Here is a 26,990-nt window from a genome sequence, read left to right as displayed (position 1 = left end):
CTTTTCCTACTCACCAAGTTTCTCCATTAATACCTCAAACTTGGCATTTTTTATTAATGTGTTCACGCCAAAATCACTGATAAAATAACGATATAACCGCTCAAAAACGGGCTCCCAAACACGACATTTACTCTTTGGAATACTTAACAAAAATACCACTTGTACTTTTTCTTTATCCCATAAAATCGGTTTTTCCAAAACTGCTACAGCAATCACGGCCTCTTCACCGTGGCTCTCTAAAGCATGTGGAATTGCAATCAAACTGCCTAATTCAGTCGATGCCATCTGTTCTCTGGCAAACACCGATTTCTTTCCTGCCTGATCGATATACCCTTTCTTTACCATAAGATCCGTCATTTTTTCTAAAACATCGATTTTAGAATTTGCCTTTAATTTTGGAAAGAATAAATCTTCTCTAAAAAACTGTTCCTGCGATTCTGCTGAATTTCCATTAATAATGATTTCGATTTTGCCTAAATCATCTTCAGTTAAAATGGGCTCTACTTGAATAATCTTTTCTGAATGAATTCCTCGAATCGGTACAGTAGTAAAAACGAAATCAACACTTTGGATCGTTTCCTCTGTTATTTCATAAAGCGGACTTACCTTCAAGATTTGCAATTGCTTGCCAAATTTTCTCTGCAACTTACTTTTTACAAACATCGCTGTTGAAAGACCTGTTCCACAAGCAATAATTGCTGTCATTGCCGTACTGGTATTACTTTTCCGACGTTCCAATGCCGCCCCAAAATGAATTGCCAAAAAACCCATCTCATTTTCATTTGTTCTGAGTTTTTCCTGATTGGTCAGTACCTTACTGGCAATCACCGCCATCTCAAAAGCCAGCGGATAATTCTTTTTAATCGGAACTAAAATCTCATTACGAATATTCATATTAAATTTCAGCCGATTTACTGCAGCACCCAAATGAATCATCAATCCAGAAATTAACTCTTCATCGCCGGATAAATCAATCCCAATGTCATTGCGGATCTTTGATAAAATACTGTCCACTAAAGTTTTGTACTCCTGTGTAACTTCCGTATTTTCTTCCGTTTCCAGCAACTTTTTACTTGATACAAAATGTTGTGTCAAATAATACACTTCATTCGTAATATCCACATTTAACTGCTTTAAGATAATATCTATAATTTCTTTTGCTGCCGAAAAATATACAGACTTCTCTAAAGCGGTCATTTCTTCTTCACTGTACTCCGTCGTATTTTTCCCATCAGCTCGTTTCATGGTAATAATCACATGTACAAGTAAATTTTTGAAAGCAACATCCGTTAAATGAATATTATAATTTAAGATAACATCCAAAATAATTTGTTTTACCTTCTCAATTTCTTCTGGGGAAAATAATTTAGCGTAAAATTCATTTTGTGCTAAATCCACCAACTCGTTACTATTAAAAATGTATTCTGAAATACAATAACGAATTTGTGCTTCATCACCCTGCATCCGAATACCATTCATACGATCCGCAGTAATTTCCACACCAAAACGCCGTAAACTTTTTTTTATATCCTTCATATACTTTTTTAACGTCGAAAGACTAATAAAAAGTTCATCTGCTAATTCTGACTCTGTAACGACTCTTCCATGTAAAGAATTTAGCAAAAGCTCAGCAATAATAAAGGAAATCCTATCATTATGGTCCGAAGGAATGATATGATTTTTTAGCCAGTACTCTTTTCTGCCTTCACTGCTCTGGGTGTCTTTAAACGCCTCATAACGCTTCTCATCATAAACTTTCAACATATATCCGACACCAGGTTCTGCCTGAATTTCGGCGCCATACTTTTGAATTAAGGCATTACACTCTTTGATGTCATTACGAATCGTACGCGAACTCACACCAATCAAAGCAGCTATACTGGCACTATCCAGTACTTTCTTATTGATATCAAATAACTCCAGTATTTTTAAAACCCGCTTGTTTTGAACCTCCAATACTTACACCTCGCTTGCTACAATTTCATTATAACAGTCTCATAACTGCCTACCTAGACATTTAACTTCCACAGTCTGTGGAAGTTCCTCTTCAAGTACTTGAATCCTCTGCCTTCAAGCTACCTCAATTCATATTTTTCTGCTTACAATCTACGTCATAAATAGGATAAGAAAACTGTTTCTCTCTATAATTATGACACATTTCATTCACAATTTAATCCATATTGTATTACCAAGAATACCACATAAAGCCAAAAAAACAAACCTTTCTCCAGAAAGATTTCAAGTTGTTCATTTCTGCAAGTTTTCTAATAACAAAATAAAAAATACACTGACGATTTATTTCTTACCAAGAAGAATAAATCTATGCAAAACATTTAGTTCTGCTAATTTTCACTACATTCCAATCTAAAATAAGCGACCGGAAATAAATCCAATCGCTTATAACTTGACAGTATGAAATTTTACGATTATGATAATAATATAAAAGGTGCTACTGATAAACGGTTAGCTCCCAAAAGTGATTAAACTAGATTAACCGCATTGTTGTGAGCAGGGCGGTTAATCTTTTTTTATGGCAAAGACCAGGATGATAAAAAATAACAATGTTAAATTTGTATCATTCATGGCATCACCCCCATTCCTCCACCGTAGTGGATTGCGAATGGGAACTAACCGCCTATCGTTATCGTAGCACCTATTTGCATTATAGCAAAAGTTGTCAAAATACAGCAAGGACAATTAACCTTTTTGATCGAAATATTTCCAATACAATTTTAAAGATTCCAAGCTTTTTGGTTTAATGCCCTGTTCCAATAGTTCCTGATCCAATTTTGCATAGGTAATCGCTCTATATTCCTCAAATAAAACATCGTCCACGATTTCACTGATCTTCTCAGACAATGGCAGATGATAAATCGTCGTTTCATCTTGCCGTTTAAGAAGTAAATATTCTTTGCCATCTAAATCAGCGAGCAATTGCAGCGTAATGTCCTCGTGCTCAACTTCCGCCGCGATAATCGTATCTTTCGCCGTTCTATAGGTTTTATACATTTATAAATACCCTATTGTTTGGGAAACTATGTTTCATTCCTTGTAAATAGAGCGAATTTTTTCCGTTGCATGCGGCGAGAATGCCGTCTCGCCACATACCAGTGTACATACTTAGGCGCAGTTTAAAGCTACTGTTGACTGATCCCAATTTATATTCCCCCATCCTCATCCTGCAGATGGCTTCTCCTACCTGCTGACACCACAGCTAGAAGAAACCAACCTACAGTTTGTTTCAGGGGAAATTAAAAAAGCGCATGCGAGGTTATTCTACCTACACATGCGCTTGCTCCGTTTCTCATTGCATGCCGACGCTAAGCCCTTCTGCCAAAAACTTCAATTTATCACACAAAACGCACTCCTACCTTGTTTTCAAGGAAAAAGCACGGTATAATAAATTGTCGTCGTAGACAGCTAGCTGTTACGTGTAGGTGCTAACTCACCTGCTCGTGCCTAAAAGTGTTCCCGCACTCTTAGGACACGGCGACTTTTTTAATTTCCACCTATTCCTAATTATATTACATTTCTTAGCGATTGCAAGCAAAACTAAACCAAAACATGATTTTTCATCGTAAAAATTATGTTTTTTTGTTTTATTATGCGAGAGTCTAAGTAGCGCAAAGCTGATGATCTTATCAAAACTCGTTTATCTGGCAGAGTAAAAAATTCACGCAGTTATTGACAGTATAATTTATATGTTTTATGATAAACATATAAAAGGTGCTACCGATAAACGGTTAGCTCCCAAGTTTATACGTTTAAAAGATTAATCGCATTGTTGGTAGCAGGGCGGTTAATCTTTTTTTATGGCAAAAACCAGGATGATAAAAAATAACAATGTTAAGTTTGTATCATTCATGGCATCACCCCCATTCCTCCACCGTAGTGGATCGCAAATGGGAACTAACCGCCTATCGTTATCGTAGCACCTGCACAAATTATAACAAATTTTTCTTTTTTCGACAATAATAAGACGACCGTTCGGAGCTCTCGCTTTCCAAACGGTCTGACGATTAACCCTAGGTCAGTCATCGGCTGTCAACCAATTAAATTATACTCGATGAACCTCCAAAATTCAAATTTTAGGAGGTCTTTTCTATGTGGAGGTGAGAATCCCCAATCAATATGAATCCATATTAAAACGATCAGGCATCCTCTCTTTTTAGACATGTAAAAAAGACAACTGAAAAATTTACATTTCATTATGAGCCGATTCGGAGTGTAGTAACATTGCCACCAGAATCTAATGTACATCTATTTACATTTCATTATGAGCCAATTCGAAGTTCTAGATACAGTGTACAAGTCCCGCTATCTTCCCAATTTACATTTCATTATGAGTCAATTCGAAGTCACAACAGCATCTACAGAGCCAACTTGGCCAACCGCATTTACATTTCATTATGAGTCAATTCGAAGTTCTGACAAGCAACACGATACAAGCATAGAAGCTCAATATTTACATTTCATTATGAGTCAATTCGAAGTATTCTCTAGCTGTTTTGTGATCTCAAAAACTTCTTTATTTACATTTCATTATGAGTCAATTCGAAGTATGCTTTTCCTTAACAGCTTCATTGTTCGCTTCTTCATTTACATTTCATTATGAGTCAATTCGAAGTTATAGCATATGTATGGCGAAAAGTCAATAAAATCAATTTACATTTCATTATGAGTCAATTCGAAGTTCGCACGTGTGGTTACATCGAATGATGTCGGTGTTAATTTACATTTCATTATGAGTCAATTCGAAGTCGGTGCCAATTGAATTCACTGCTTACATAGATCCGAATTTACATTTCATTATGAGTCAATTCGAAGTCCAAAAAACCTAAAGCATAATCTTCGTTTCTAAAAGATTTACATTTCATTATGAGTCAATTCGAAGTGCTGGAACTACCAAAAAATCTATATCCATCTTCATCATTTACATTTCATTATGAGTCAATTCGAAGTAAGTCTCTATTTTGTGTAGACATTCCTAAATCATTAATTTACATTTCATTATGAGTCAATTCGAAGTTCTTACAATGTTTGCTGAATTAGTAAAAAATTCAGCATTTACATTTCATTATGAGTCAATTCGAAGTCATATCCCAAAAATTGCGGCAACCCACCGTCCATCAATTTACATTTCATTATGAGTCAATTCGAAGTTGAAAGATTTCGCTTTTGATAAATTACCGTCTGGTAATTTACATTTCATTATGAGTCAATTCGAAGTTGGAACACGACGGCTAAACCGTAAATGTAATTTTAGATTTACATTTCATTATGAGTCAATTCGAAGTTTCCTTTGCCCCTGCTTCGTCCTCATATCGACCTTTATTTACATTTCATTATGAGTCAATTCGAAGTGGTGAAATGAGTAAAACCGAAAAAGTGTACAGCTTCAATTTACATTTCATTATGAGTCAATTCGAAGTTAAAAATCGCTATCATGATATGTGGGAAATGGCCATATTTACATTTCATTATGAGTCAATTCGAAGTACGAGAAGCACTAAAAAAAGCAAGCTCCTTACCGCATTTACATTTCATTATGAGTCAATTCGAAGTATTGCTGAAAAATTTGAATTATTTAAATGTCTTAAATTTACATTTCATTATGAGTCAATTCGAAGTTCAAACTGTAATATGTTTCGAAATCAGCTTCGCCAGATTTACATTTCATTATGAGTCAATTCGAAGTGCAATATCAGCCGAAGTAGACAAGAACATTTCTTGATTTACATTTCATTATGAGTCAATTCGAAGTGTACCTAGCATGTCCCATGAGGTTGATGTTTTTGCAGATTTACATTTCATTATGAGTCAATTCGAAGTTTTCAGCAACCAAAAAGTACTTTCAGTACCGTTTACATTTACATTTCATTATGAGTCAATTCGAAGTTTGGCCTTCACCAGTGAAAGTTGTACTTTTTACCATATTTACATTTCATTATGAGTCAATTCGAAGTTCTAATTTGTTAGCCATATCAGTAACATTTTGATAAGCATTTACATTTCATTATGAGTCAATTCGAAGTTATAAACGTTTATGTACCTTATTAGATAAAAAGCAGATATTTACATTTCATTATGAGTCAATTCGAAGTTGCAAATACTGTCATCATCTTTTAACCCACACTCGTTATTTACATTTCATTATGAGTCAATTCGAAGTAGGTAGTCTCGCGTCAAAAGATATTTCTGTAAGGCCATTTACATTTCATTATGAGTCAATTCGAAGTGAGCAATTAATATTGCTAACATCTATGCAAATAGACATTTACATTTCATTATGAGTCAATTCGAAGTTTATAAAATAAACGGTCATTACATAAAAGCATGGGAATTTACATTTCATTATGAGTCAATTCGAAGTAAAGAAGTTACCAAAGCATGGTAAATAACGCGCAGATTTACATTTCATTATGAGTCAATTCGAAGTTTACTGATTATGTTAATGACTTTGCTCATAGTTTTTCATTTACATTTCATTATGAGTCAATTCGAAGTGCACCGCACATAGCACATTTGATTAATCCAGCTAAATTTACATTTCATTATGAGTCAATTCGAAGTCTGACTATAAACCAAGCCTTATTTTTCAATATAAAATTCATCAGTTTCTGTCTACCTCTCATTATATAACATATTTGCATATAAAATTGCAACAAATTTTTTTAGAAAACTCTCTCTATCCCTTTAAAAACCTGGCATGTTTTGTATCTGTCGTACCCCCTATAAAAATGCATTTTAGGAGGTCGACAGATTTTTATGCTCCTTGGCTTTGCTTCTTCTCAATCGAGTAATAAAAATATACCGCTATAATAAATGCAAGAAAAGCGACTGCTCCTTCAACGTAAAAGGCAGCGGCTAAACCGGCAGTATGAACTATATTTCCTGCAACAATCGGCATGGCCGTCATGCCAATTGCATAAATCGCTTGATGGAATCCCATCGCTGTTGATTTTTTTTGCTGCGGAACTTCCTTCATGGCTTCTGCAGTACAATAAGAAAACAAAATTCCCGTCGACATTCCTGCTAAAATTTGAATGGCGAAAAGCTGCTCTACAGAAAACAGATTTGCTAACATGATGCAGTAAAGAAAGAGTCCCAGCGATATGACCGGAATCCAAAATTTCGTTCCCTTTTTCTGTGCATAAGCAGATGTAGAGAAGTAAGAACTCGCTACCGCCGCTATCATATAAACGATTAAACAAAGACCAATCTGCATATCACTGGCACCAATCTCCTTGGCCGCCTGTGTCGTAAAAGACATGCAGGTAGACATCAATATGCCCTGCTGTATCAAGGCCAACACGGAAAAAAGAATCAATCTTTTATTTTTATAAACTTGTATCAGCTCGCGAACCGGCAACACTTGCAGCGAACCAAGCGGGTCTTTTAAATATCTTGCCAATCCAAAACTCACGACAGCTGCCGCTACGCTTAATATACAAAGAAATTGCATTCCAAATTTCTCATAACACAAAGTACTGATCATAAAGCCGCTTAATACGCCTACATTATTCGCTCCAATGATTAGCCCCATGGATTTTTGTAACTCTTCCTTTGTAAAATAATTAGAATATAAAACCATAAAAGAAATCCACATAGCCGAGGCTAATCCAGATAAAAGATTGCCGATCAAAAAACCATTTGCCATGGGCAGATAGATCCGAAAAATGGATGCGACGCCGGCAGCAAAAATACCGATTAAAATAAATATTTTATGTCGCTTTTTTATATCCGCCAGAATACCAATTGGCATACGAAATGCAAATTGCGTAAAACCATACGCACCAATGATCGTACCTACTAAGGGCGGTGTAACATGCATTGATAATAAGTATGGTGTTTGATAAGGCACATACACATATTGAGAAAACCAAAACAACATTACAATGACCAATAAAAGATTCTTCTGCTGCTTCATTTCAATTTCTTTCATGATTCAACTCTCACTTCTTTTAATCTTACAATCCAATCTCCATTTAGCAAGTCTGAAATAACTCAAGCGTAGTTTAGTGGAGATAAAATCGCGCGTGGCTATGGACAATTTCAATATGGGTAATAGTTCTTTAAAATCCATAATAATCCTGCACATTTTTATAAAATGATTGCCCAGCAAAAAGATGTGATTCATATCTTTATCCCGTATTTGTAAGGGGTATCTAAATCACTTCACAAAGACAAAAGTGCCGCATATACTTATACGTCTTAATGCGTCCTTTCGTTATAAAAAATCCCCTCTTTCAAAACGTCAAGTTTCAAAAGAGGGGATTTCAGATCAATTTTATATTACGGCAATACCACAATATAAGAATTAGAATCTAACTGTAGCACCTACACCAAAACCATCTTCATTATGACCACGATCTGGGCTAAAAGAATGATAGTTTATATTCAATTCAACATTAGATATTAAAGAAACATTTGTACCAATTTGTGTTTCTTTGAAATCACTGCCTGTTACAAAGGAAGCATAACCATCCATATTTGGCGTTAAAGGTACGCTGGCAGCAAGACCTGCATAGAAATTCGTATCATAGTTTAAATCTCTGTGACCAACAATTGCCCGTAAATTGTTATTCAAACGGAATTGACCATAAATGTCATCATGATCACCATACTCATCGCGATCAGCTCTTTGATATCCTAGTGCAAAATCGTCGGAAACTTGATGCTCTATATAGCTTTCATTCGTACCGACACCAATTGCTGTTTCTCCGCCTGCTAAATTATGAATTGGCGCAGCGGAAGCAGCTCCTGTAGTTAGCGTTAAAATAGCTGCTAATGTTACAATACTTTTTTTCAAAATAAACCCCTCCTAAATACTTTCATATTCATTTTGCTAAACCATTCACTATATTATGTAAAGTTTAGACACGCTATATATAGGAATTATAACAAAAATTGTTTATCGGTACAATGGGAAACAATGACTAGATGAAGTATGTATATATTTACCATAGAGTTTTGTACCTTATAAATTCATTATAAACATGAAATCTTTGATTTTTATTGGAAAGTCCAAAGATATAAATTCTTTGGCGCTTGTACCAGCCTATTCTACGTCGCTTGGCGGTATTTTAATTTTTGCCGGATGCATATACATCATGATAATCATCATAAAAATCGTGATCAAAATCGCAGTTGACTGCGCATTCAAAATCCATATACCCTTTCCAGCATTCCAAAATTGTAGAACAATCGTCACACCAATGCCAACAATAGCCGAAGCAAATGCAGCCATGGTATCCGCTCTTTTAGAAAATAAGCCAAATAATAATGGTGCTGTCAACGAAACTGACATTAAAGCATAAAAAATCGATAATGCGGTAATTACATTCGGCAGTATAATCGCCATGCCTACGCCTATCAGCCCTGTAACGACCGTAACAATCCGACTTGTTTTCAATAATTGCGCATCAGAAATATCTGGTTTGATAAATGTTTGATACAAATCTTTTGTAAAAGATGAGGTAATCATATAAAGCACCGCATCTGCCGCACTGATTTCTGCGGAAAATATCGCCGCCAAAGCAAGTGCAGATGCCCAAAAAGGCATACATTCTTTCATCACAATCGGTAAAGCTAAATCACGTTCTGCCAAATCGGGAACTACAACTGAAGCCGCCATACCTAGTAAGACAGGGATAACCGCAAAGAGCAGCATGACAACGCCGCAGAGCATCGTACTATAAATAACAGTTTTTTCATTTTTTGCACCATATACTTTACCGATTAAAGCCGGTGATATGAAAAAAGACGGTGTAAGCATTAAAAAAAAGCCAAGAATCGTTGTTATTCCCATACCATCAATTTGAAAGTATTGTGCAGTTTCCATGGCATTTAGATTGGCAGCAACTTTTGCTTCTAATCCACTGAAGCCCCCGACAAATTGAAGAACAAAAGGTACTGCGATAAAAAAACCGATCAGTTTTACGACCGCTTCGATACTATTGACATAAGCTGCCGAAACCAGGCCGCCGGCACAAAAATACAAGACAACGACTACAGCACCAATTAAAATTCCTACCGTTTTTGAAACACCAGCTACAACGGATAGAATCCAAGCTATCCCCATGAGCTGTCCGGCAAAAATAGCAATTGACCCGATTGCCATTAATAAAGAGATCAAACCGCGAAAATTACGATTATATCGATATTCAAGATAATCTCCTAAGGTATAAAAATTATGTTTTTTCGCCAAACGCCAAATTTTCGGCCCAACAAAAAGAGCTAAAATAAACGTTCCCAGCGCAGAAGCAACAATCCACCAAATCGCCGAGATTCCAGCTTGAAACCCAAGTCCTGCAACCCCAACCGTAGAACCGGCACCAATGTTGGGTGCAACCAAAGTAATAAATAATAGCACTGTTCCAAATTTTCTTCCGCCTACAAAAAAATCATCTGAATTCTTTACACGCTTTCGCATAACAGTACCCACGCCAATGAGCAGCAACGCATATAAAACAATGACCCAGACATATCCATTCATTGTCTATCCTCCCTAAATAACTGCCTGTCCAGCAAGCATTCCGCATGATTTATTCCATCCATTTCAAAATCAGTCCAATATGATAGGATTCTAATCTGCTATAAAGTTATTCTTTAATCAAGAACACTGCATCATAGAACCTTCTTTTGTAAAGTTATACAAAAATGATTTAAATGTCAATATAATATCACAAAATCACCTAAATCATACGTTTCAACTCTATCATACCAAACGACTACCCGAATTATTATTTCAATAAATTTTTTTCTGCTGCAATACTTGGTACTGCTGTAGTCTCCTTTGCATTGCTAAGCTCTGTCATATACGTCCAGTACCGTTTTGGCATTAGCGTCATTCGGCACTTAGGATTATGTCGTTCTTTGATCTCTATTGTATTGTAAAACACCTGCCAAAGTGTACGAAACTTTTGTTCTGCCTGATCCGGTTGCGGCAATTCGATTTCATCTAACGGAACAACAAGCGACTGATAAGGTTGATATATAAGTGCCATCTTATGTGTCTTGTCATGAATGAGAAAACGTTCTTCCGGATATCGATCACGAAAATGGGGCAATAACAAAGGCAACACATAATTTTTCGGTTCAATTTGTGCTACCAAAACATGCTGAAAATCAGAGAAACGGATGAATCCTTTAAATAGATGTGTTTCACGTTCTAAGTGTCGTACAGCTTTAAAAAGCGTGTGCACAACATCATGAGATAACAGCTCCATTACCTTAAACCCATAAGAATATCCTAAACGCAAAAAAAGCAAAATATAGACTTCTTTTTGCCCATAATAAGTTAAAAAAGCTCTTTTGACAAAATGAAACGCTTCCTGTCCCATTTTTTTCGGAATGGATACAAGTACCCGCTTCGCTTTTTCTAAATCTGTTTCAATCCGCTTTATTGGCAGCAGAACCGTTTGCGCTGTTTCTGGCAGAAGAATGTCTATTGGAATTTCTTTTTTTTCATAGCTTTCAAATACACAGCACAGAAGCCCATCAAAAGTACCATCATATTGATATACTAAATTTTCTGCTGCAGACATCTTATAAGTTCCTCCTGTACAAAATCATTTTCTGCCTGATGCACCGGAAAAAGTGAAAGCTGTTCTTGATCAGACGTTTTGCCAAAATCGTTTTGATAAGCTTTGAAAGATTTTGCCGACATCAGCGCACGCACGATATTTTTTTCTGTCAAACACAATCCATCTGCTTTTTTCCCTTTACAAGTGATAAAGTATTGTGCACGTTTTAAGACGACACCTAGTTTTTTCAAACCATCAAAACTTAAGGTACTCAGGCGGCGCGCTTTCACAATCCGCATTGCACTATTTACCCCAATTCCCGGTACCCGCAGTAAATCGGTATAGGAAGCACGATTTACTTCCATAGGAAAAATCTCCATATGCCGAAGCGCCCAATCGCATTTTGGATCGACGTAGGGATGAAAGCTCTGATTTTCTTCATCCAGTAATTCTTTTGCCGCAAAACCATAAAACCGCAACAGCCAGTCCGCTTGATAAAGACGATGCTCACGCCAAAGCGGCGGTTTCGTGTTGAGTGCAGGTAAAAGACTATTTTCTAACACAGGAATGTACGCTGAAAAGAAAACTCTTTTGAGCTGATATTTCTTATACAAACCTTCCGTTAAATTTAAAATCTGCAAATCGGTATCTGGTGTGGCACCAATAATCATCTGCGTGCTTTGTCCAGCCGGCGCAAATTTAGGTGCATGCCGGTACTTCACAAGATCCGTACAATTCTCTTGAATACGATTTTGAATATATCCCATTGGTTTTAAAATAGAATGTTTTGATTTGTCCGGTGCCAGTAGCTGCAAACTATCATGCGAAGGCATTTCAATATTTACACTCATTCGATCTGCCAGCATTCCCAATCTCGAAATCAGCGTATGACTCGCCCCTGGAATCGCTTTCGCATGGATATAACCAAAAAATCGATATTCTTCACGTAAAATTCGCAAAGCCTCAATCATTTGTTCACAAGTATAATCAGGATTTTTTAAAACGCCCGAACTTAAAAAGAGCCCTTCTATATAATTGCGCCTGTAAAAATTAATTGTTAAATCCGCAAGTTCACGCGGCGTAAATGCGGCACGTTTGGTATCATTCGATGTACGATTCACACAATATTTACAATCATATACGCAAACATTCGTCATCAGTACTTTTAATAAGGATATGCAACGGCCATCTGCTGAAAAACTATGACAGATTCCACAGGCTGCTGCACTTCCAATCCCGCCGATTGGACTTTTTTTATCTACTCCGCTAGAAGTGCAGGCAACATCATATTTGGCTGCATCTGTTAAAATTTTCAGCTTATCAAAAACATCCACGTAATCCACTCCCTTTACACTTTCTATTATATTTCAGAACATACGTTCTTGTAAAGGAGGGTAAAAATTCCCTGCTTCATCATTCGTTAGACCGTATCATGAAGCAGTTCTAAATTTATATTGTTCAGATAAAAGCTCTCCTAAATGAAACTCTTACGCGAATGAAAAGATTCTTTACCTGCACTTATTCTATTTTTCTTTATTTATATAGGCCAGATGATCTTTTTGAATTGTTTTGCAAAGCCTTGAAAATGACCAAAATATATTATATTGTGTTACCATTGCTTTTAAAGCAATTTTCTCAATCTGCGCATCCTTAAATTTTGCTAAGATTTCATTCATTCGTTTATTATGAATTCCGTACATCACCATAACCTCTTGGTCAAAGGATTCTACAATTTCTGCAGAGATAGTTTCTTTAAAATTGGCTGCTTCGACTAAATAACCAACTTTTTGTACGATCATTTCCTCGGAAATATCTTTTACTCCAATTTTCATCTGTGTTAAAACTGATTTTATTTTTGCTTCTTTTTCTTGATCTGTAAAATGATACAGCAGTACTAATTCTTTTGTTTTTTTCATTCACTTCACCTTACTTACCTTTGTTTATCAAGTCAACGACTTTTATTCTCTTTTGATGCTTCATTTTGCTTGGAGAAAAATGCTGACAAATGATTTTTCTGCGTTTCAATAAATTGTGTAACCTGATCTATTACATCACGGTGTTCCTCGATGAAAGATTGTACCTTTTTACTGCTGTCCTGTGTATCTTGTACAGCAGCAGCCACCGTTTCTCCGCTCGCTTTCACCGCATGAACTGTATCTTTCACTTTATCAGTTCTTGCAGTTGTCTCTTCTATATATTTTTCCGTTTTATTTTTTAGATCCTGCATTTCAGGCAATTTACTTTCCGTGGTTACACTCCGATCTTTAGAGGCTGTCGGGCCTTGATGCTGATTATGTATACGTTTATTTTCCGCAATATCTTGTTTTTCATAATAGTAAGACAAAGTAAAATACCCCAGTAAAGAAGCCATTACAAACAACACCGTCATCACTACTGCAAGCTTTTTCTTTGACTTCAATTTTACATCCTTACGCGGCACATTCCTTGAAAAATCATTTTCAACCGGCTTTTTTGGCGTTATTACGATTTTCTCCATTTTTGCTGTCTTATCATCGACTTCTGCCATCCACCATCACCTCAAAATAATGTTTCCTTTTTTCGCTACACTATATTTTACACCCAAAAAGACATGCTGCCAAATAATATCACTCAAATTTTTCAGCAATCTCTTAAAGTCAAAATACTGCCAGGAGGAAAGAACTAATTTACTACAATTTTATTTATAAAGGATTAGAATATATCGTTACCTTGTTTTTACTTTTTTTGCTGATGTAAAGCGCTTTATCCGCCAGACGCAACAACTCCTCAATTATCTCTGTATGATTCGGATAAATGGCGATTCCTATACTTACGGTACAACCTCGCAAGTTTTTTTCTGATTGCAAGCGAATTTCTTCAGCCACCGACAAGCTTGTTTCTTCAGAAGTATTTTGCAAAATAATCACAAATTCATCGCCACCAAATCGAAATACAGATTCCTGTTCAACGTTGTTCTTCAAAATTACGGCAAATTCTTTCAATACCTCATCACCAATTAAATGTCCTTGCGTGTCATTTAATATTTTAAAATTGTCTAAATCCAAGACCAGTATGCCTATATTTTTTAATGCACCATCATTTATTCTCAAAAAAGCTGTTTTAATTTCTTTCTCAAAAGCTCTTCGATTTAAGATCCCGGTTAATCCGTCAAGAACCGCTGCTCCTTCTAAACGATTATGCACCTCTTCTAATTTTTTAATTCCATCATTATAAATTTGGATAATTTCAGTAAATTCACTGGTATGCTGTTCGATAGGAATTTGCTTATACTTTCCTTTTTTCATAGAAGCAAATCCATCCAGCAACTGATCGATAGGTTTCATAAAATGACGTACCGTATAACTGCCTATTAATAAGATAAAAAAAATCGACAAAAAAGATATCGCGATCATCTCGTAGACCAATATCCGACGAAATTTAGTTACCTCGGCTGTAGGTGTATTGACACTCACGATCCAGTCTAACCCAGGCACTTTACTATAGCCAATATATTGTTCTTCGTCTGTACGATTTTTCATAATTACAGAACCGCTTATTTCTTCAAAACTTTCAGCGGTGATCGACTTTTCTCCAATCAATTCCTTATTGGGATGATACACAATATTTTGATGTTTATCAATGATAGAAATCGTTCCATTTCGTCCGAAAAATTTATTGTCATACATGACAGCTAAAATATCTCCACGTAAACGAATAACCCCAACGATCACTCCTGTAACACTGTCATTTTCCCAAACCGGAACTGCAACTGCAATAATTTGATTTCCTAAACTGCCTGTATAAACATCACTAACATAATTTTGCCCTTTCATCGCTTCTTGAAAGTAGGTTCTTTGCGATAGATTGAAATTTGAAACATCACTTTCATTTCCACTGGAAAGTAAAATCTTCCCCTGTTTATCAACAACTGCAATCGCATCTATTTCAGGGATAATATCATTAATTGTGGTAAGAAATCCATGGTTCTTTCTTGTTGTTTCATCGGCGGCAATCACTTTTAATGTATTTTCAATTTTTTGAAAATGCGTTAAAAATTGATCACTAAGATTTTTCGCAGCCCTTTCATTTGTTTCTAATAAAAGCAAATCTGCAGCACTGAGGAAAAATCGGTCAAATACAATAAATTGAACGATGCTGCCAATAATAACAACGGCACTAAACAACAATGTGAATTTATGTAAAAAGCGCATACCCACAACCAACTTTCTAAAAATTCAACTCAATCTAAATTAAATCATAATGAATAATTGTAATTTTACAATTTTACTTATTACTTAGCAAGAGGGCATCTACATGAACTCGCAAAGAAATTTATCAGTGTCTAGACAAACATCACAAATTATACAACGTTGACAACACGATGTTTTCTAAGTATTATTTATTATTTTTTTGATAAATTACGACATTTATACATTGGCCTTGCTTTTACAACTTATTTTTTAACATAAAAAATCATCTAAGCTAGGCTTAGATGACAGACCGCGGGCAAAATAATGATAATACAGCAGAAAATAGCTATATTGTTTTGACTTATAATTTGGAAAGAAGATGGGTTGCCGATTGGTGAAAATTGCTCGGATATCAGACGCAGAATTTATATTTTATTCGCATCAATGATCGGCTGATAAATATCTAACTCGCAGTAATGATCTTTACAAAGATGATTATTGATATATTCAAACCTGAACGTATCCGCAAATTTATAGCCTGAGTTGAAAATCCATTTTGAATACATGTGAACAAGCAACCTTCCAATCTGTCTACCATTGATATCATCCGGCCTAAAAAAACCAACAAAGTGAAAAATCACATAATTATGCGCTGGAATGACCACGCCTTCCATATGCTTAGGAACCTGCTTAAGATCATGCACTTGTAACGAGGGCATATAGTAAATACAGCCATTTTCGCTATCGCGCCAGTCGGTATAACCGAAATAGACTTGTGAATCAACTGGATTTGTAATCTGGTGGCTCTGCTGATAAAAAAACTTTTTACCATAAGAATTTGCTATACGATCTCCAGACTTGCTAAGAATTTTATGTTTTACCCCAACTAAATAAAATTTTTGTTTAAACATAAATGAAGGTTTATAAATGACTGAATTATTCACAGACATAATATCATCAATGTTCAGTTTTTCTTGTATGACAAGAGAGACTGGTTCAGATCTTATCTTTAAGGGTGTAAAACCAAATTTTTTTCTAAAGGCTCTAATGTAAGATTGCTCATAATCAAAACCGTAATCCATGGCTATATCAATAATTCTTCTGCTGGTGTCCTTTAACTCTGAAAGACTGGATGAAAGTTTACGGGATTGAACATACTCCATTAAAGATTCACCCGTCAAAGATTTAAACATTCTATGCAAATGATATTTCGACATACCACAATGCACGGCTATATCATCTAAGTTGATTTTTTTATAAAGATTATCTTCTATATAACGAAGACATTCCGCGATTGTCTCTTTTAGTTCCATGATATAGCCTCCCCAAATACAATTACTGTAGATTAATCACATTACAGAATAAATACTCCGCTTTTTAACATGTGTTTTATTTATAAGCCTTTAAAGCCAATGTAGCGTTATGCCCGCCAAAGCCAAAAGAATTACTTAACGCGTGTATAACTTTACTTTGACGCCCTTGGTTAGGTACATAATCCAAATCGCAGGCTGGATCAAAATTTTCATAATGAATTGTTGGGGGCAAAAACCCCTCTTTAAGTGCCATCGAAGTAATAATCGCTTCGACTGCTCCCGCCGCTCCCAGCAAATGTCCGGTCATAGACTTTGTCGAACTTACAGCGATTTTATCAGCATGCTCACCAAAAGCACTTTTTATTGCTGTTGTTTCCATCCGATCATTCAGTTCGGTTGAGGTTCCATGTGCATTGATATATTGGATATCTTCTGCTGTTAAACCTGCATCTTCTAAAGCTAATTTCATACATGCAGCTGCACTATCTCCTTTTGGATCAACGGCGGTGATATGGTATGCATCATTGGTACAGCCATATCCCACAATTTCAGCAATAATGTCTGCGCCTCGATTTAATGCATGATTTAGTTCTTCTACAACTAAAACACCAGCTCCTTCTCCCATAACAAATCCATTGCGTTCAAGATCAAAAGGTCTGCACGCTTTATCTATATTATCATTTGTCGTCATCGCTTTACTTGCACAAAACCCAGCCATCGCCAGCCTAGTAATGGCTGCTTCTGCACCACCGGTAAGCATGACATCTGCTGCATCCCGCTGGATAATCTTAAAAGCATCACCAATTGCATTTGTAGAAGTTGCACAAGCAGAAACCACACACTCAACAAAGCCTTTTATTCCAAATTTAATCGCTAACGTTCCCGCAGCCATATTGGATAACATCATTGGAATAAGAAATGGACTTACACGGTTTGTTCCTTTTTCTAAAAGTGTATGATATTGATTTTCTAAGGTTTCAAGTCCGCCAATACCTGAACCTAAAATGATACCGGTTCTGCCGTTTTGCAATATTTTAGGATCTAATTGCGAGCTTTCTACGGCCATTTGTGCTGCAGCCATCGCATATTGTGAAAATCGATCAAGTCTTTTTACTTCTTTTTTCTCAATAAAATCAATGGGATTAAAGTCTTTTATCTCCGCTGCAACTTTAGTCGGTAGATCACTTACATCAATCCGCTCAATCAGACTAATTCCCGATTTTCCTGTTTTAATGGACTGCCAAACTGTATTTATATCGAATCCTAATGATGTAATTGCCCCCATCCCAGTGATTACAACGCGTTTTTTCATTTATTCATCCTCCAGTATCTTTCTGTTGTTAACTCCGCAGCAATACTTTGCTGACGAATCTTTTTAAAGGTTAACACATATTGATGTATGAAAATGAACAACTATTGCTTTTTTAGTAAGAATTCCGCTCTGCTTATATGAAAGAAAATAATCCTAAAAAACTGCGCTTCAATGCAGCTTTTTAGGATTATTTGAATTTTACTGTTTATTGAATTGACTAAATTCTGAACTTGCTGACGGCATCTTGCAGTTTTTGTGCCATCTGCGCAAGGCTTTGACTTGAAGATGCAATTTCTTCCATAGAAGCCGCTTGTTCTTCCGTCGCAGCTGAAACATTTTGTATTTCGCCGCTTGCATTTTTCGTCAACTCATCTATATTTTGAATCGAAGTAACAATATGCTGACTATCGTCGGCTAGATGTTCAATAACCGTAGATGTTTCACCGACTTGTTCGGCCAAGCTGGTAATCATCGTAATTATTTTTTCAAAACTTTGCCCAGCTTCATTGACGACACCAGTACCGATCTTAACCTCTTTTGTGCCTTCTTGCATTGCAATTACTGCTTTATCGGTTTCGCTCTGAATTTCCGCAATTAAAGTTGCAATTTGCTTCGCAGCTTCTTGCGACTGTTCTGCTAATTTACGAACTTCTTCAGCTACTACCGCAAAACCACGGCCTTGTTCACCTGCTCTAGCCGCCTCAATCGCCGCATTCAATGCCAAAAGATTGGTTTGTCCAGCGATGCCAGAAATCGTATCTACAATTTGACCTATTTCTTTTGAACGTTCACCAAGCTGTGCTACAACTGCAGCTGAACTGCTTACTGTTTTTTCAATATCCACCATCTGTTTTACAGCAGACTCTACCGCTTTTCCACCCTCTTGCGCAGTATCTGCCGCCTGAATGGACTGCGTAGATACTGCATTCGCATTATCTGCAGCATGACGAATCCCCTGCGACATTTGTTCAATTACTTTCGTCACATCATTCACAATATGATACTGTTTTTCTGTTCCTTCTGCTACTTCAGTAATAGACCCAGCCACTTGGTTAGAAGCAATTGCAGACTGTTCAGCACTTGATGTTAACTGCTCAGAAGAAGCCGCCAACTGATGCGAATTTTCCTGTACATGCCCAACTAATTTTTTAAGATTCTCTACCATTGTCGCAAATGCCGCTGCCAGCAAACCGATCTCATCTTTACTTGTGATTTCTATTTTTTGTTTAAGATCACCTTGTGCAACTTTGCTCGCTAATTGCTGCATTTTTAATATTGGCTCTGAAAAACCTTTGGCGATATAAAAAGCTAAGATTCCAACTAATATTAAAACAATTGCCGTTACTAAGCTCACCATAAATAATAACGCATGTGTTTTTTCAGTTATCACACTATAAGGCGTTTCAAGACAAACGAGCCATCCCGTTCTATCGTCATACACATACGTGATAATTTTCTTGTCACTATTTTTATCCTCAATGATTGCAGAACCACTTTTTTTGCTGGTTAATCCATCCTTAGCAAAGCTTACTTCATTCATATCCGCACGATCTTTTACAAGCGTTTGATCCGGATGCGCCATAATTTTTCCTTCACTGTCAATCACATATGCCAATTTGCCGTCAGTAGATAATTTCTCTACAAACTCGCTGATTTTTGTAAGTGTAAGCGAGCCCTGCATGACTCCAATCACATTGGTCCCACTTGCATCACGTACAGGCGTCATCAAATTTACTACCGCACGATTGGAATTCTTGCTAAATACTACGCCTGATATCGCTTCATCCTGTCCTTTAAGTGCCGCTTGATAAAACGGTCTTTCCCATATATTCGCCAGCTTAATATCATCGCCTCTTACAACCTGATTTCCTTTTGCATCATCAAGCGAAAAAGAACTTTCCGGATAGACCTTTTGCATCTGCAGCAAATAGGTTTTTACGTTAGGCAAATCATATTCCTTGACCGTTGAATTTGCAGCAATCGTCTTAAGTGCCATAAAGGATTTATCCAGAAAGCCATTCATCTGAAAATCAACCCCTACAGCAATTTCCCTGCATTGATTGATTGTCTCTTCCTCTAATTGATTTCCTAAATATCGTACTGAAATCACAGACAATATGATAAGTGGTATGCAACTTATCGACAACATAATTAACAATAATTTCTTCTTTACACTCATCTTATTTGGCCCTCCTGTTCAACTACTGGTAAATTAGCTAAAGCATATCTTGCAAAATTAACAGCTGCCGCTACGACTCCTTTCACCCAATATTCATTATTTCTTACATATTTTGATACATTTATATATATTTATGCAAGTTTTGTGCCAATATGTTCCACCTTGATAATACTGGATTTCTTCTTTTTATATCCATAAATATGTTTCATATTGCAACATCATTAGTGCACGTTGCGACAAATTGAAATTTTTATGTATCTCAAAATAAATAAAAAAATTATCCTTGATCTAAAATTTGATCAAGGATAATCTAAAATTTGCTATTTCAATATAGGCAAACTTCCCGTCAAACGATTTACTGCTTTTTTGCTGCCCGAAAGACAGATACCTAGATAATTAAGGTCATCATCAGAAGTTTGTGCCATTTTAGCTGTATAATCCTCATAAGTTTTACAGCGTTGTGCCAAATCACTAAATCCAACAATCATCATACTTTCATCTTGAAGTGCATGAGCTGTTCGATAAATTTCTTTGATTTGATCTTTTGTCGCCGCTAAAATTGGAATCGGTGTATTTATAATTCCAAGGTGCAGTCGATTGTCCTGATCGACCACATCCTCGCCCACAATTTCAGTTCTTTTCTTCCCAAGTGTACAACCAAGAATTGCCGCCGTATTTGCTATAAGCCCCAGTGGTAAATCTTGATCAATTACTGCTACACATTTTTTTAAAACCTCCATATGAAAACCATCCTTTATTTCTCCAACAGATTTTTAGATAGAATTACAATCTTTTCATCAAATTTTCATTTCTATCTTTTTCAGTGTAGCAGTTACCAATCGCTTCGTATTGTAAAAAATTGCGCTATTTAATTGATCGTTTGATACATGTGGGGCGTAACCCCACAATAAGTTTTAAATGTTTTAGTAAAATGACTCTGATCATAGAAACCTGCTTCATAAGCAACGTATGCAAGCTCTTTTCCTTTTCTCAACAGACACTTCGCATGATTTAATCGCATTTGTGTTACATAAGCATACGGCGTCATGGCATAATTTTTTTGAAATAGACGAATTAAATGATACTTTGTAATTCCCGACAAGTTTGTCATATCATCTAATGTGATATTTTCTAGATAATGCTTTTCTAGATATCTGCGTAAAGAGCATGCAATATCGTTACAGCTTTTATTATTTATTGGATAGAGGGCAGTGTTTGAAAAAGAAAAAATATCTGCTAACGTAATAATCAATTTCGTTTCTTTTTCTAATAATGATGCTTTTGATTCAAGATAGGAAAAGAATGATTTTATTTTATTGATATTTACAAAATTCATTTTTTTAATCATAATCGAACGAATCGTATTTTCACTAAAAACAGCTTCTATCCACTGATTATCAATATAAAGCATCTTAAATTTCCATGTTTTTATATCCTTAGGCGTACATTGATGCATAACACGAGATGGAAAAATAATCAAATGATTCTGCCCAACAGCAAAACGATTTCCCTGACAGCTTACTAGGCTCGTACCACTTTCAATAACACCGATCGATATTTCGTTATGACAATGATATTTTTCCGCCGGAATTTGATATTGCCCTGTTTTGATTTCATAATAAGGAACCTGTTCATCTCGATAAAATTGCAAATTTTCCACACCTACGCTTTCATACTTCGCTTTATCTGCACTATATATTCCAAATTTAAATACACCAGCGATTTCTTATACTATATCATAAGAAACGTGACTCCTGCTAAGTTTATATATTGGATTCTCTGTCTTCTTCATCTTAAATAAAAATCCAACTAAAATAAATTTTAGTTGGATTTTAGGTTATATCTCTTTTTATTAAAATCTAAATTCCAAACGACCGAAAATTCTTTCTACATCCCGTTCAGAGCTGATGGTCTCACCATTAAAATACGTGATTTGTCCCATAATATTTTTATCAAGCATGTATTTTGCACCGATTTCGTAGCCTTTTTCTCCATTAAAATTGGCTACATAAGTAGGTAGTGATACAGCAAGATTACCAAGCTGCCGGTACGCTGCCCAGATGCCGAAACTACCGGGCGCACTGCGTTTAATGCCTTTATAATCCAATTGTACAGTGTATGCTTGATCTTCATCATCGCTTTTAAGATTAAATTCGCTTGCATCAAGATTAGACTTTGCATAAGCACCGCCGAATTTCAAGGTGTTTGAAAGTTTATAATCGGCAGCAACCTCGACGATAGACTGATTTTTATACAGTGCTTCATCTCGCAGGGAATGATAGGCTGCACCAAGCATAAGCTTATCCGATGCATTGCCGGTAATTTGAATTCCTGTATAATCTAGCGAGCTATTTGGATAGTTGCTAATTCCGTTGCCGTTCGTGTAAGCCGTGCTTCCAGAACCTATCCGTCCACCAACGAGTGTAACTTTTACCCTATCGCCAAAAACTGCTTTTGCACCAGATATGTAGTCATCAAAAATAAGTCCATAGGCAGCATTCATATTCTCAAAATCAGCATAGTCTATTTTACCGACAGAAACTTTTCCGCCCAATAAATTACCGTTTGCATAGGCCATTTTCAGTGTACCAGTTCCGCCTTCACCTGTTTTCAAGTTTGTATCATAATCAATTCTGGCTTTCATCTGCCAGTCTTCATTGATAAATGCAGTCGGTTCTAAGCGTAGGCGTGCTTTGGACTTTGTTGTGTTTTTCACTTCATCTTTGCTTGTATCCAAACGAAGCAGACCGTTTATTTTTAAGTTGTCGCTTTTTTCCTCAAGTTCTGTTACGCGGACCCCGAGATTATGGAGTTCATCAGCATATTCCGCAGATAATTGATCAAGCTGTGTTTTTGCGTTTGTACTCAGATTGGATTTTGCCATTGCTTTAGCAATGATCGTTGCCATTTCATAACGTGTAAGTTTAGCGTCACCACGGAACGTGCCGTCACCATAGCCTTCAATGACACCTTCTTGGGCTAGGATCGTCAATGTATGCATCGACCAATGATCAGATGGCACGTCAGAAAATGGATTTTCAGCCGCGTAAGTTGTATGCGCGATAGATAATACTAATATATTCAGCATCATAGGTGCAAATAACTTCTTCATGTAAACGCTCCTCTTTATATTGAAATCAAATGACAAGCAATCTTATGATTCTCTGTAATGCTTGCAAGCTTAGGTTTTTCCTGCCGGCAAAGTTCCATACATTCCGGGCATCGATCCTGAAATGGGCAGCCTTTTGGTAAATCTAAGGGGCTTGGAACTTCGCCTTTTAATAGCTGCAATTTGACTTCTTCCCTATGCACTACAGGAAAAACAGCTTTAAGCAAAGCTTTGGTATAGGGGTGTTTCGCCTGCTCTAAAACGGCTCCGGAAAGTACTTCTACAACATTGCCAAGGTACATGACCACAATACGATGACAGAGCTGCGATACAAGCGCCAAGTCATGGCAGATAAAGATAATAGACAATTGTTTTTCCTGCTGCAGCTTGATTAGAAGCTTAACGACCCTTTCCTGTACCGATACATCCAGCGCACTCGTCGCCTCATCACAGACGAGAATTTCTGGTTCAAGCACCAACGCTCTGGCAATTGCAGTACGTTGCCGTTGTCCGCCGCTCATATTGCCAGGATACCGATTTGCAAATTCTTCCGGCAGTTCAACAAGTCTCAAATATTCTTTTGCTTTATTTTCAATCTGATTTCTTTTAATCAAGCCAAAATTGTATAATGGTTCACAGATAATATCCTTGATTTTCATTTTTGGATTAAAGGCTTGCATAGGATCTTGAAATACCATCTGAATATGACGGCGGTTTTGACGCGCCGTCTCGCCCTTCAGCTTCGTAATATCGACACCCCTATGATAAATTGCTCCATCCGTCGGTGGATATAACTGCATAAGCGTTTTTACAAGCGTGCTTTTCCCACAGCCACTTTCACCAACAATACCAAGTGTTTCCCCTTTATAAAGGGTAAGTGAAACATCATCGCAAGCAGTCAGTTTCCGCCCATCCGGCACCGGAAATCGCTTTACAATATGTGAGATTTCTAATATTTTTTCCCGATCAGATGACATAGCGCTTTCCTCCGATCTGAGGTACAGATTCTAACAGCTCTTTTGTATACGCCGACTGTGGATTCATGATAATATCACTTGTTTTCCCCGCTTCAACAATACGCCCTGCACGCATGACAATCAACTGTTCTGACATGTATGCTGCTACGCCAATATTATGGGTAACGATCATCATAGCGGTCCGATCGTTACGGCATATTTCGAGCATTTCCGTGACGACTTGCGCTTGCGTGGTCACATCAAGCGCGGAAGTAGGTTCATCTGCCAATAAAAGACGTGGTTTAAAAAACATCGCCATCGCAATTCCAACGCGTTGCCTCATTCCTCCACTTAACTCAAAAGGATAACTGTTCATCACATTTTTGGTATGTGGTAAATGCAACTTTTTCAACATCTCTTCTGCGGCAGCGGCTGCTTCTTTTTTTGACATGGACGAATGTTCACAAATATATTCAATAAACTGGCTACCAATTCGTTGGATCGGATCCATCATACTACCACTGTCTTGAAAAATCATAGCTGCTTGTGTGCCGCAGAGCTTTCGCCAGTCCTCTGGTGTATTTTCTAAAAGATTCTTTCCATCAAAGAAAATTTCACCGCCAGTAATATGGCCTTCATGTGGCAGACAACCTAGAATTGCACGTATGACAGTTGTTTTACCACTACCGCTTTCTCCCACAATCGCTGCAACCTTACCTTCATCTAGCGACAGATCAAAATCTTGAACAATGGTCTGGTCGGCATAGGCTACTGAAAGTTTCGATACTTTTAATAGCATTTCTTTCCCCTTTTCTCGAAATTATTTCTGGGTTGGACGAATTTTATTGGTGAGCCAGTAGTAATCTGATGGATACATCTTTGCCCCTGTAATAGAAACCGAACTAATAATATTTGTTTCCGGATATCCAAGGAACAGGCCTGCGCCGTCATTCATAATAATTTGCTGAATATCAATCATAAGCTGGCGTCGTTTTTCTTGGTCGAATTCAGAAGACAGTGCCGCAAATTTTGCATCTAATGCCGCACTACTGTAACCTGAACCATTTTGCGGGTTGTCTCCATTTTTATTACTTCTCCAGTACCAATTCAAGAAAATTTCTGGGTCACCGGTATTTGCCGTAGTAATATTAGAAATAAGGCAATCGTATTCACCATTAATGCCCATTTTATCAATCAAATTATAGTCCACATTTTTAATCTTTACATCAATTCCAACTTTTTTTGCATCCGCCTGCACAGCCTCAGCATAAAGCGGTAATTCCGCCCGACTGTTATATACAACGAAATCCACCGAAAGTGGGTTACCGTCTTTTTCAAGGATTCCATCGCCATCCGCATCAGCCCAGCCAGCTTCTGCTAAAAGTTGTTTTGCACGTTCGATATCATAACTGTTTGGATCGGTAAGCTGTGCAAAACCGTAATCCATAGATGGTGGTACAGGTGCTTTTCCTTCAATGAAAGTCCCTTTCAGTAGAATTTCATTATAAGATTTTCTGTCACAAGCACTGATAAATGCCGCACGTACTTTAGGATCACCGAGAACGCCCTTTTGATTAATTCGCGCCAGTACAGTGCGAAGTGAAGCGATACGATCTATATTGAATTTCGAAGTATCATTAAAAAGTGAGATATCTCCGGCTGCAATATTAACAGCCATATCAATTTCTCCTGACTGCAAAGCCATAGCGCGCGTATTTGGATCATCAATTGACGGAATTTCTACGGTTTCATAGGGTACTTCTCCATCCCAATAATAAGGATTTTTTACCATAACAGCTTTATCTTTCACAAAACTTTGTACCATGTAAGGGCCTGTACAGATCGGGCCTTCTTTTGCAAAATTCCGTTTTGCTTCAGCGGTTACATCAACAATAAGAAATAGTGGATCTGCTAAAAACCCCGGCATATTTGGTTCTGGCTTTTCTGTACGAATTTTAAGCGTTTGGCCATCGGTAGTCATTTCAGCATATTTAAAAAAAGTTGCTGCACGTTTATTTTTTTCAAATGCTCTCTCAATCGACGCCTTGACAGCTTCCGCAGTTAATGGCGTTCCATTTGAAAACTTCACATTATCTCTGATTTTAAAAGTCCATGTTAAATGATCATCACTTATTTGCCAGCTTTCCGCCAACCAAGGTGTTACTTTCATTTTTTCATCAAATTTTGCTAAACTTTCCCCCATACCATAACGCATAACAACCCAGCCAAAATAATTTTCTGTTGGTTCAAGCGTATCTGCAAAATTTGTTACCCCAATTTTTAAGGTTGTTTTATCTGCTTCTTTCTTGCTATCACCACAGCCTGCCATAAAAATTGCTGCGATGCAAACCATCATGAACACACTTAAAAGTTTTCCAAAACGTTTCATATCATCCATCCTCATCTTTTTTATTAGGCAATATC

The 26,990-nt window shown here is 36.8% G+C and carries 19 protein-coding genes and 1 CRISPR repeat array; all 19 genes read right to left on the bottom strand.

Annotated features, from left to right (window positions below):
* Window positions 1–6 precede the first annotated feature (6 nt).
* Window positions 7–1,956: a BglG family transcription antiterminator gene (locus BN6559_RS15460; protein WP_110955564.1), complete on the bottom strand. Its 1,950-nt coding sequence runs from the start codon at window positions 1,954–1,956 to the stop codon at window positions 7–9.
* A gap of 741 nt (window positions 1,957–2,697) precedes the next feature.
* Window positions 2,698–3,009 carry a hypothetical protein gene (locus BN6559_RS15455; RefSeq protein ID WP_110955563.1) on the bottom strand — a complete coding sequence of 104 codons (312 nt, stop codon included), beginning with the start codon at window positions 3,007–3,009 and terminating at the stop codon, window positions 2,698–2,700.
* 1,187 nt (window positions 3,010–4,196) lie between these two features.
* A CRISPR array of direct repeats spans window positions 4,197–6,573; the repeat unit is 31 nt; unit sequence ATTTACATTTCATTATGAGTCAATTCGAAGT.
* Between the two features lie 193 nt (window positions 6,574–6,766).
* Complete coding sequence (locus BN6559_RS15450) at window positions 6,767–7,945, bottom strand: MFS transporter (protein WP_110955562.1); 1,179 nt, start codon at window positions 7,943–7,945, stop codon at window positions 6,767–6,769.
* A 375-nt stretch (window positions 7,946–8,320) separates the two neighbouring features.
* Window positions 8,321–8,812: a hypothetical protein gene (locus BN6559_RS15445; protein ID WP_110955561.1), complete on the bottom strand. Its 492-nt coding sequence runs from the start codon at window positions 8,810–8,812 to the stop codon at window positions 8,321–8,323.
* Between the two features lie 249 nt (window positions 8,813–9,061).
* Window positions 9,062–10,498: a sodium:solute symporter family protein gene (locus BN6559_RS15440; RefSeq protein ID WP_110955560.1), complete on the bottom strand. Its 1,437-nt coding sequence runs from the start codon at window positions 10,496–10,498 to the stop codon at window positions 9,062–9,064.
* 247 nt (window positions 10,499–10,745) lie between these two features.
* Window positions 10,746–11,549 (bottom strand): TIGR03915 family putative DNA repair protein, encoded by an 804-nt coding sequence (locus BN6559_RS15435; protein ID WP_110955559.1) that lies wholly within the window; start codon window positions 11,547–11,549, stop codon window positions 10,746–10,748.
* A complete protein-coding gene (locus BN6559_RS15430) occupies window positions 11,528–12,862 on the bottom strand; it encodes a putative DNA modification/repair radical SAM protein (protein ID WP_110955558.1) in 1,335 nt (444 codons plus the stop codon). Before BN6559_RS15430 ends, BN6559_RS15435 begins: the two co-directional genes overlap by 22 nt.
* A 189-nt stretch (window positions 12,863–13,051) precedes the next feature.
* Entirely contained in the window at window positions 13,052–13,444 is a 393-nt protein-coding gene (locus BN6559_RS15425; protein ID WP_110955557.1) for a DUF3783 domain-containing protein, read from the bottom strand.
* Window positions 13,445–13,476: 32 nt separating this feature from the next.
* Window positions 13,477–14,055, bottom strand: a complete 579-nt coding sequence (locus BN6559_RS15420; protein WP_110955556.1) for a hypothetical protein — start codon at window positions 14,053–14,055, stop codon at window positions 13,477–13,479.
* A gap of 154 nt (window positions 14,056–14,209) precedes the next feature.
* Window positions 14,210–15,718 (bottom strand): sensor domain-containing diguanylate cyclase, encoded by a 1,509-nt coding sequence (locus BN6559_RS15415; protein ID WP_110955555.1) that lies wholly within the window; start codon window positions 15,716–15,718, stop codon window positions 14,210–14,212.
* A gap of 404 nt (window positions 15,719–16,122) precedes the next feature.
* Window positions 16,123–17,010: an AraC family transcriptional regulator gene (locus BN6559_RS15410; RefSeq protein ID WP_199884060.1), complete on the bottom strand. Its 888-nt coding sequence runs from the start codon at window positions 17,008–17,010 to the stop codon at window positions 16,123–16,125.
* A 76-nt stretch (window positions 17,011–17,086) separates the two neighbouring features.
* Complete coding sequence (gene fabF / locus BN6559_RS15405; RefSeq protein ID WP_110955553.1) at window positions 17,087–18,322, bottom strand: beta-ketoacyl-ACP synthase II; 1,236 nt, start codon at window positions 18,320–18,322, stop codon at window positions 17,087–17,089.
* Window positions 18,323–18,539: 217 nt separating this feature from the next.
* Window positions 18,540–20,501, bottom strand: coding sequence for a methyl-accepting chemotaxis protein (locus BN6559_RS15400; RefSeq protein WP_110955552.1), 1,962 nt, complete (start codon window positions 20,499–20,501; stop codon window positions 18,540–18,542).
* 320 nt (window positions 20,502–20,821) lie between these two features.
* Window positions 20,822–21,241, bottom strand: coding sequence for a DUF2000 domain-containing protein (locus BN6559_RS15395; RefSeq protein ID WP_110955551.1), 420 nt, complete (start codon window positions 21,239–21,241; stop codon window positions 20,822–20,824).
* Window positions 21,242–21,369: 128 nt separating this feature from the next.
* Window positions 21,370–22,152: an AraC family transcriptional regulator gene (locus tag BN6559_RS15390; protein ID WP_199884059.1), complete on the bottom strand. Its 783-nt coding sequence runs from the start codon at window positions 22,150–22,152 to the stop codon at window positions 21,370–21,372.
* Between the two features lie 201 nt (window positions 22,153–22,353).
* Entirely contained in the window at window positions 22,354–23,613 is a 1,260-nt protein-coding gene (locus BN6559_RS15385) for an S-layer homology domain-containing protein (protein WP_110955549.1), read from the bottom strand.
* Window positions 23,614–23,627: 14 nt separating this feature from the next.
* The gene (locus BN6559_RS15380; protein ID WP_110955548.1) at window positions 23,628–24,587 is read right to left on the bottom strand and encodes an ABC transporter ATP-binding protein; all 960 of its coding nucleotides are present in this window, start codon (window positions 24,585–24,587) and stop codon (window positions 23,628–23,630) included.
* Window positions 24,577–25,365 (bottom strand): ABC transporter ATP-binding protein, encoded by a 789-nt coding sequence (locus tag BN6559_RS15375; RefSeq protein ID WP_110955547.1) that lies wholly within the window; start codon window positions 25,363–25,365, stop codon window positions 24,577–24,579. The genes BN6559_RS15380 and BN6559_RS15375 overlap by 11 nt, the downstream gene beginning before the upstream one ends.
* Before the next feature lie 21 nt (window positions 25,366–25,386).
* The gene (locus BN6559_RS15370) at window positions 25,387–26,955 is read right to left on the bottom strand and encodes an ABC transporter substrate-binding protein (protein WP_110955546.1); all 1,569 of its coding nucleotides are present in this window, start codon (window positions 26,953–26,955) and stop codon (window positions 25,387–25,389) included.
* Between the last annotated feature and the right edge of the window lie 35 nt (window positions 26,956–26,990).

Source organism: Massilibacillus massiliensis (assembly GCF_900086705.1).
Lineage (GTDB): Bacteria > Bacillota > Negativicutes > FLKF01 > FLKF01 > Massilibacillus > Massilibacillus massiliensis.
This window is presented reverse-complemented; position numbering and strand designations above follow the sequence as displayed.

Bases quoted from the DNA above. Each gene is read 5' to 3' on its own strand.
- BN6559_RS15455 (WP_110955563.1), bottom strand. From the start codon at position 3,009: ATGTATAAAACCTATAGAACGGCGAAAGATACGATTATCGCGGCGGAA.
- BN6559_RS15450 (WP_110955562.1), bottom strand. From the start codon at position 7,945: ATGAAAGAAATTGAAATGAAGCAGCAGAAGAATCTTTTATTGGTCATT.
- BN6559_RS15440 (WP_110955560.1), bottom strand. From the start codon at position 10,498: ATGAATGGATATGTCTGGGTCATTGTTTTATATGCGTTGCTGCTCATT.
- BN6559_RS15435 (WP_110955559.1), bottom strand. From the start codon at position 11,549: ATGTCTGCAGCAGAAAATTTAGTATATCAATATGATGGTACTTTTGAT.
- BN6559_RS15425 (WP_110955557.1), bottom strand. From the start codon at position 13,444: ATGAAAAAAACAAAAGAATTAGTACTGCTGTATCATTTTACAGATCAA.
- BN6559_RS15420 (WP_110955556.1), bottom strand. From the start codon at position 14,055: ATGGCAGAAGTCGATGATAAGACAGCAAAAATGGAGAAAATCGTAATA.
- BN6559_RS15415 (WP_110955555.1), bottom strand. From the start codon at position 15,718: ATGCGCTTTTTACATAAATTCACATTGTTGTTTAGTGCCGTTGTTATT.
- BN6559_RS15410 (WP_199884060.1), bottom strand. From the start codon at position 17,010: ATGGAACTAAAAGAGACAATCGCGGAATGTCTTCGTTATATAGAAGAT.
- fabF (WP_110955553.1), bottom strand. From the start codon at position 18,322: ATGAAAAAACGCGTTGTAATCACTGGGATGGGGGCAATTACATCATTA.
- BN6559_RS15400 (WP_110955552.1), bottom strand. From the start codon at position 20,501: ATGAGTGTAAAGAAGAAATTATTGTTAATTATGTTGTCGATAAGTTGC.
- BN6559_RS15395 (WP_110955551.1), bottom strand. From the start codon at position 21,241: ATGGAGGTTTTAAAAAAATGTGTAGCAGTAATTGATCAAGATTTACCA.
- BN6559_RS15385 (WP_110955549.1), bottom strand. From the start codon at position 23,613: ATGAAGAAGTTATTTGCACCTATGATGCTGAATATATTAGTATTATCT.
- BN6559_RS15380 (WP_110955548.1), bottom strand. From the start codon at position 24,587: ATGTCATCTGATCGGGAAAAAATATTAGAAATCTCACATATTGTAAAG.
- BN6559_RS15375 (WP_110955547.1), bottom strand. From the start codon at position 25,365: ATGCTATTAAAAGTATCGAAACTTTCAGTAGCCTATGCCGACCAGACC.
- BN6559_RS15370 (WP_110955546.1), bottom strand. From the start codon at position 26,955: ATGAAACGTTTTGGAAAACTTTTAAGTGTGTTCATGATGGTTTGCATC.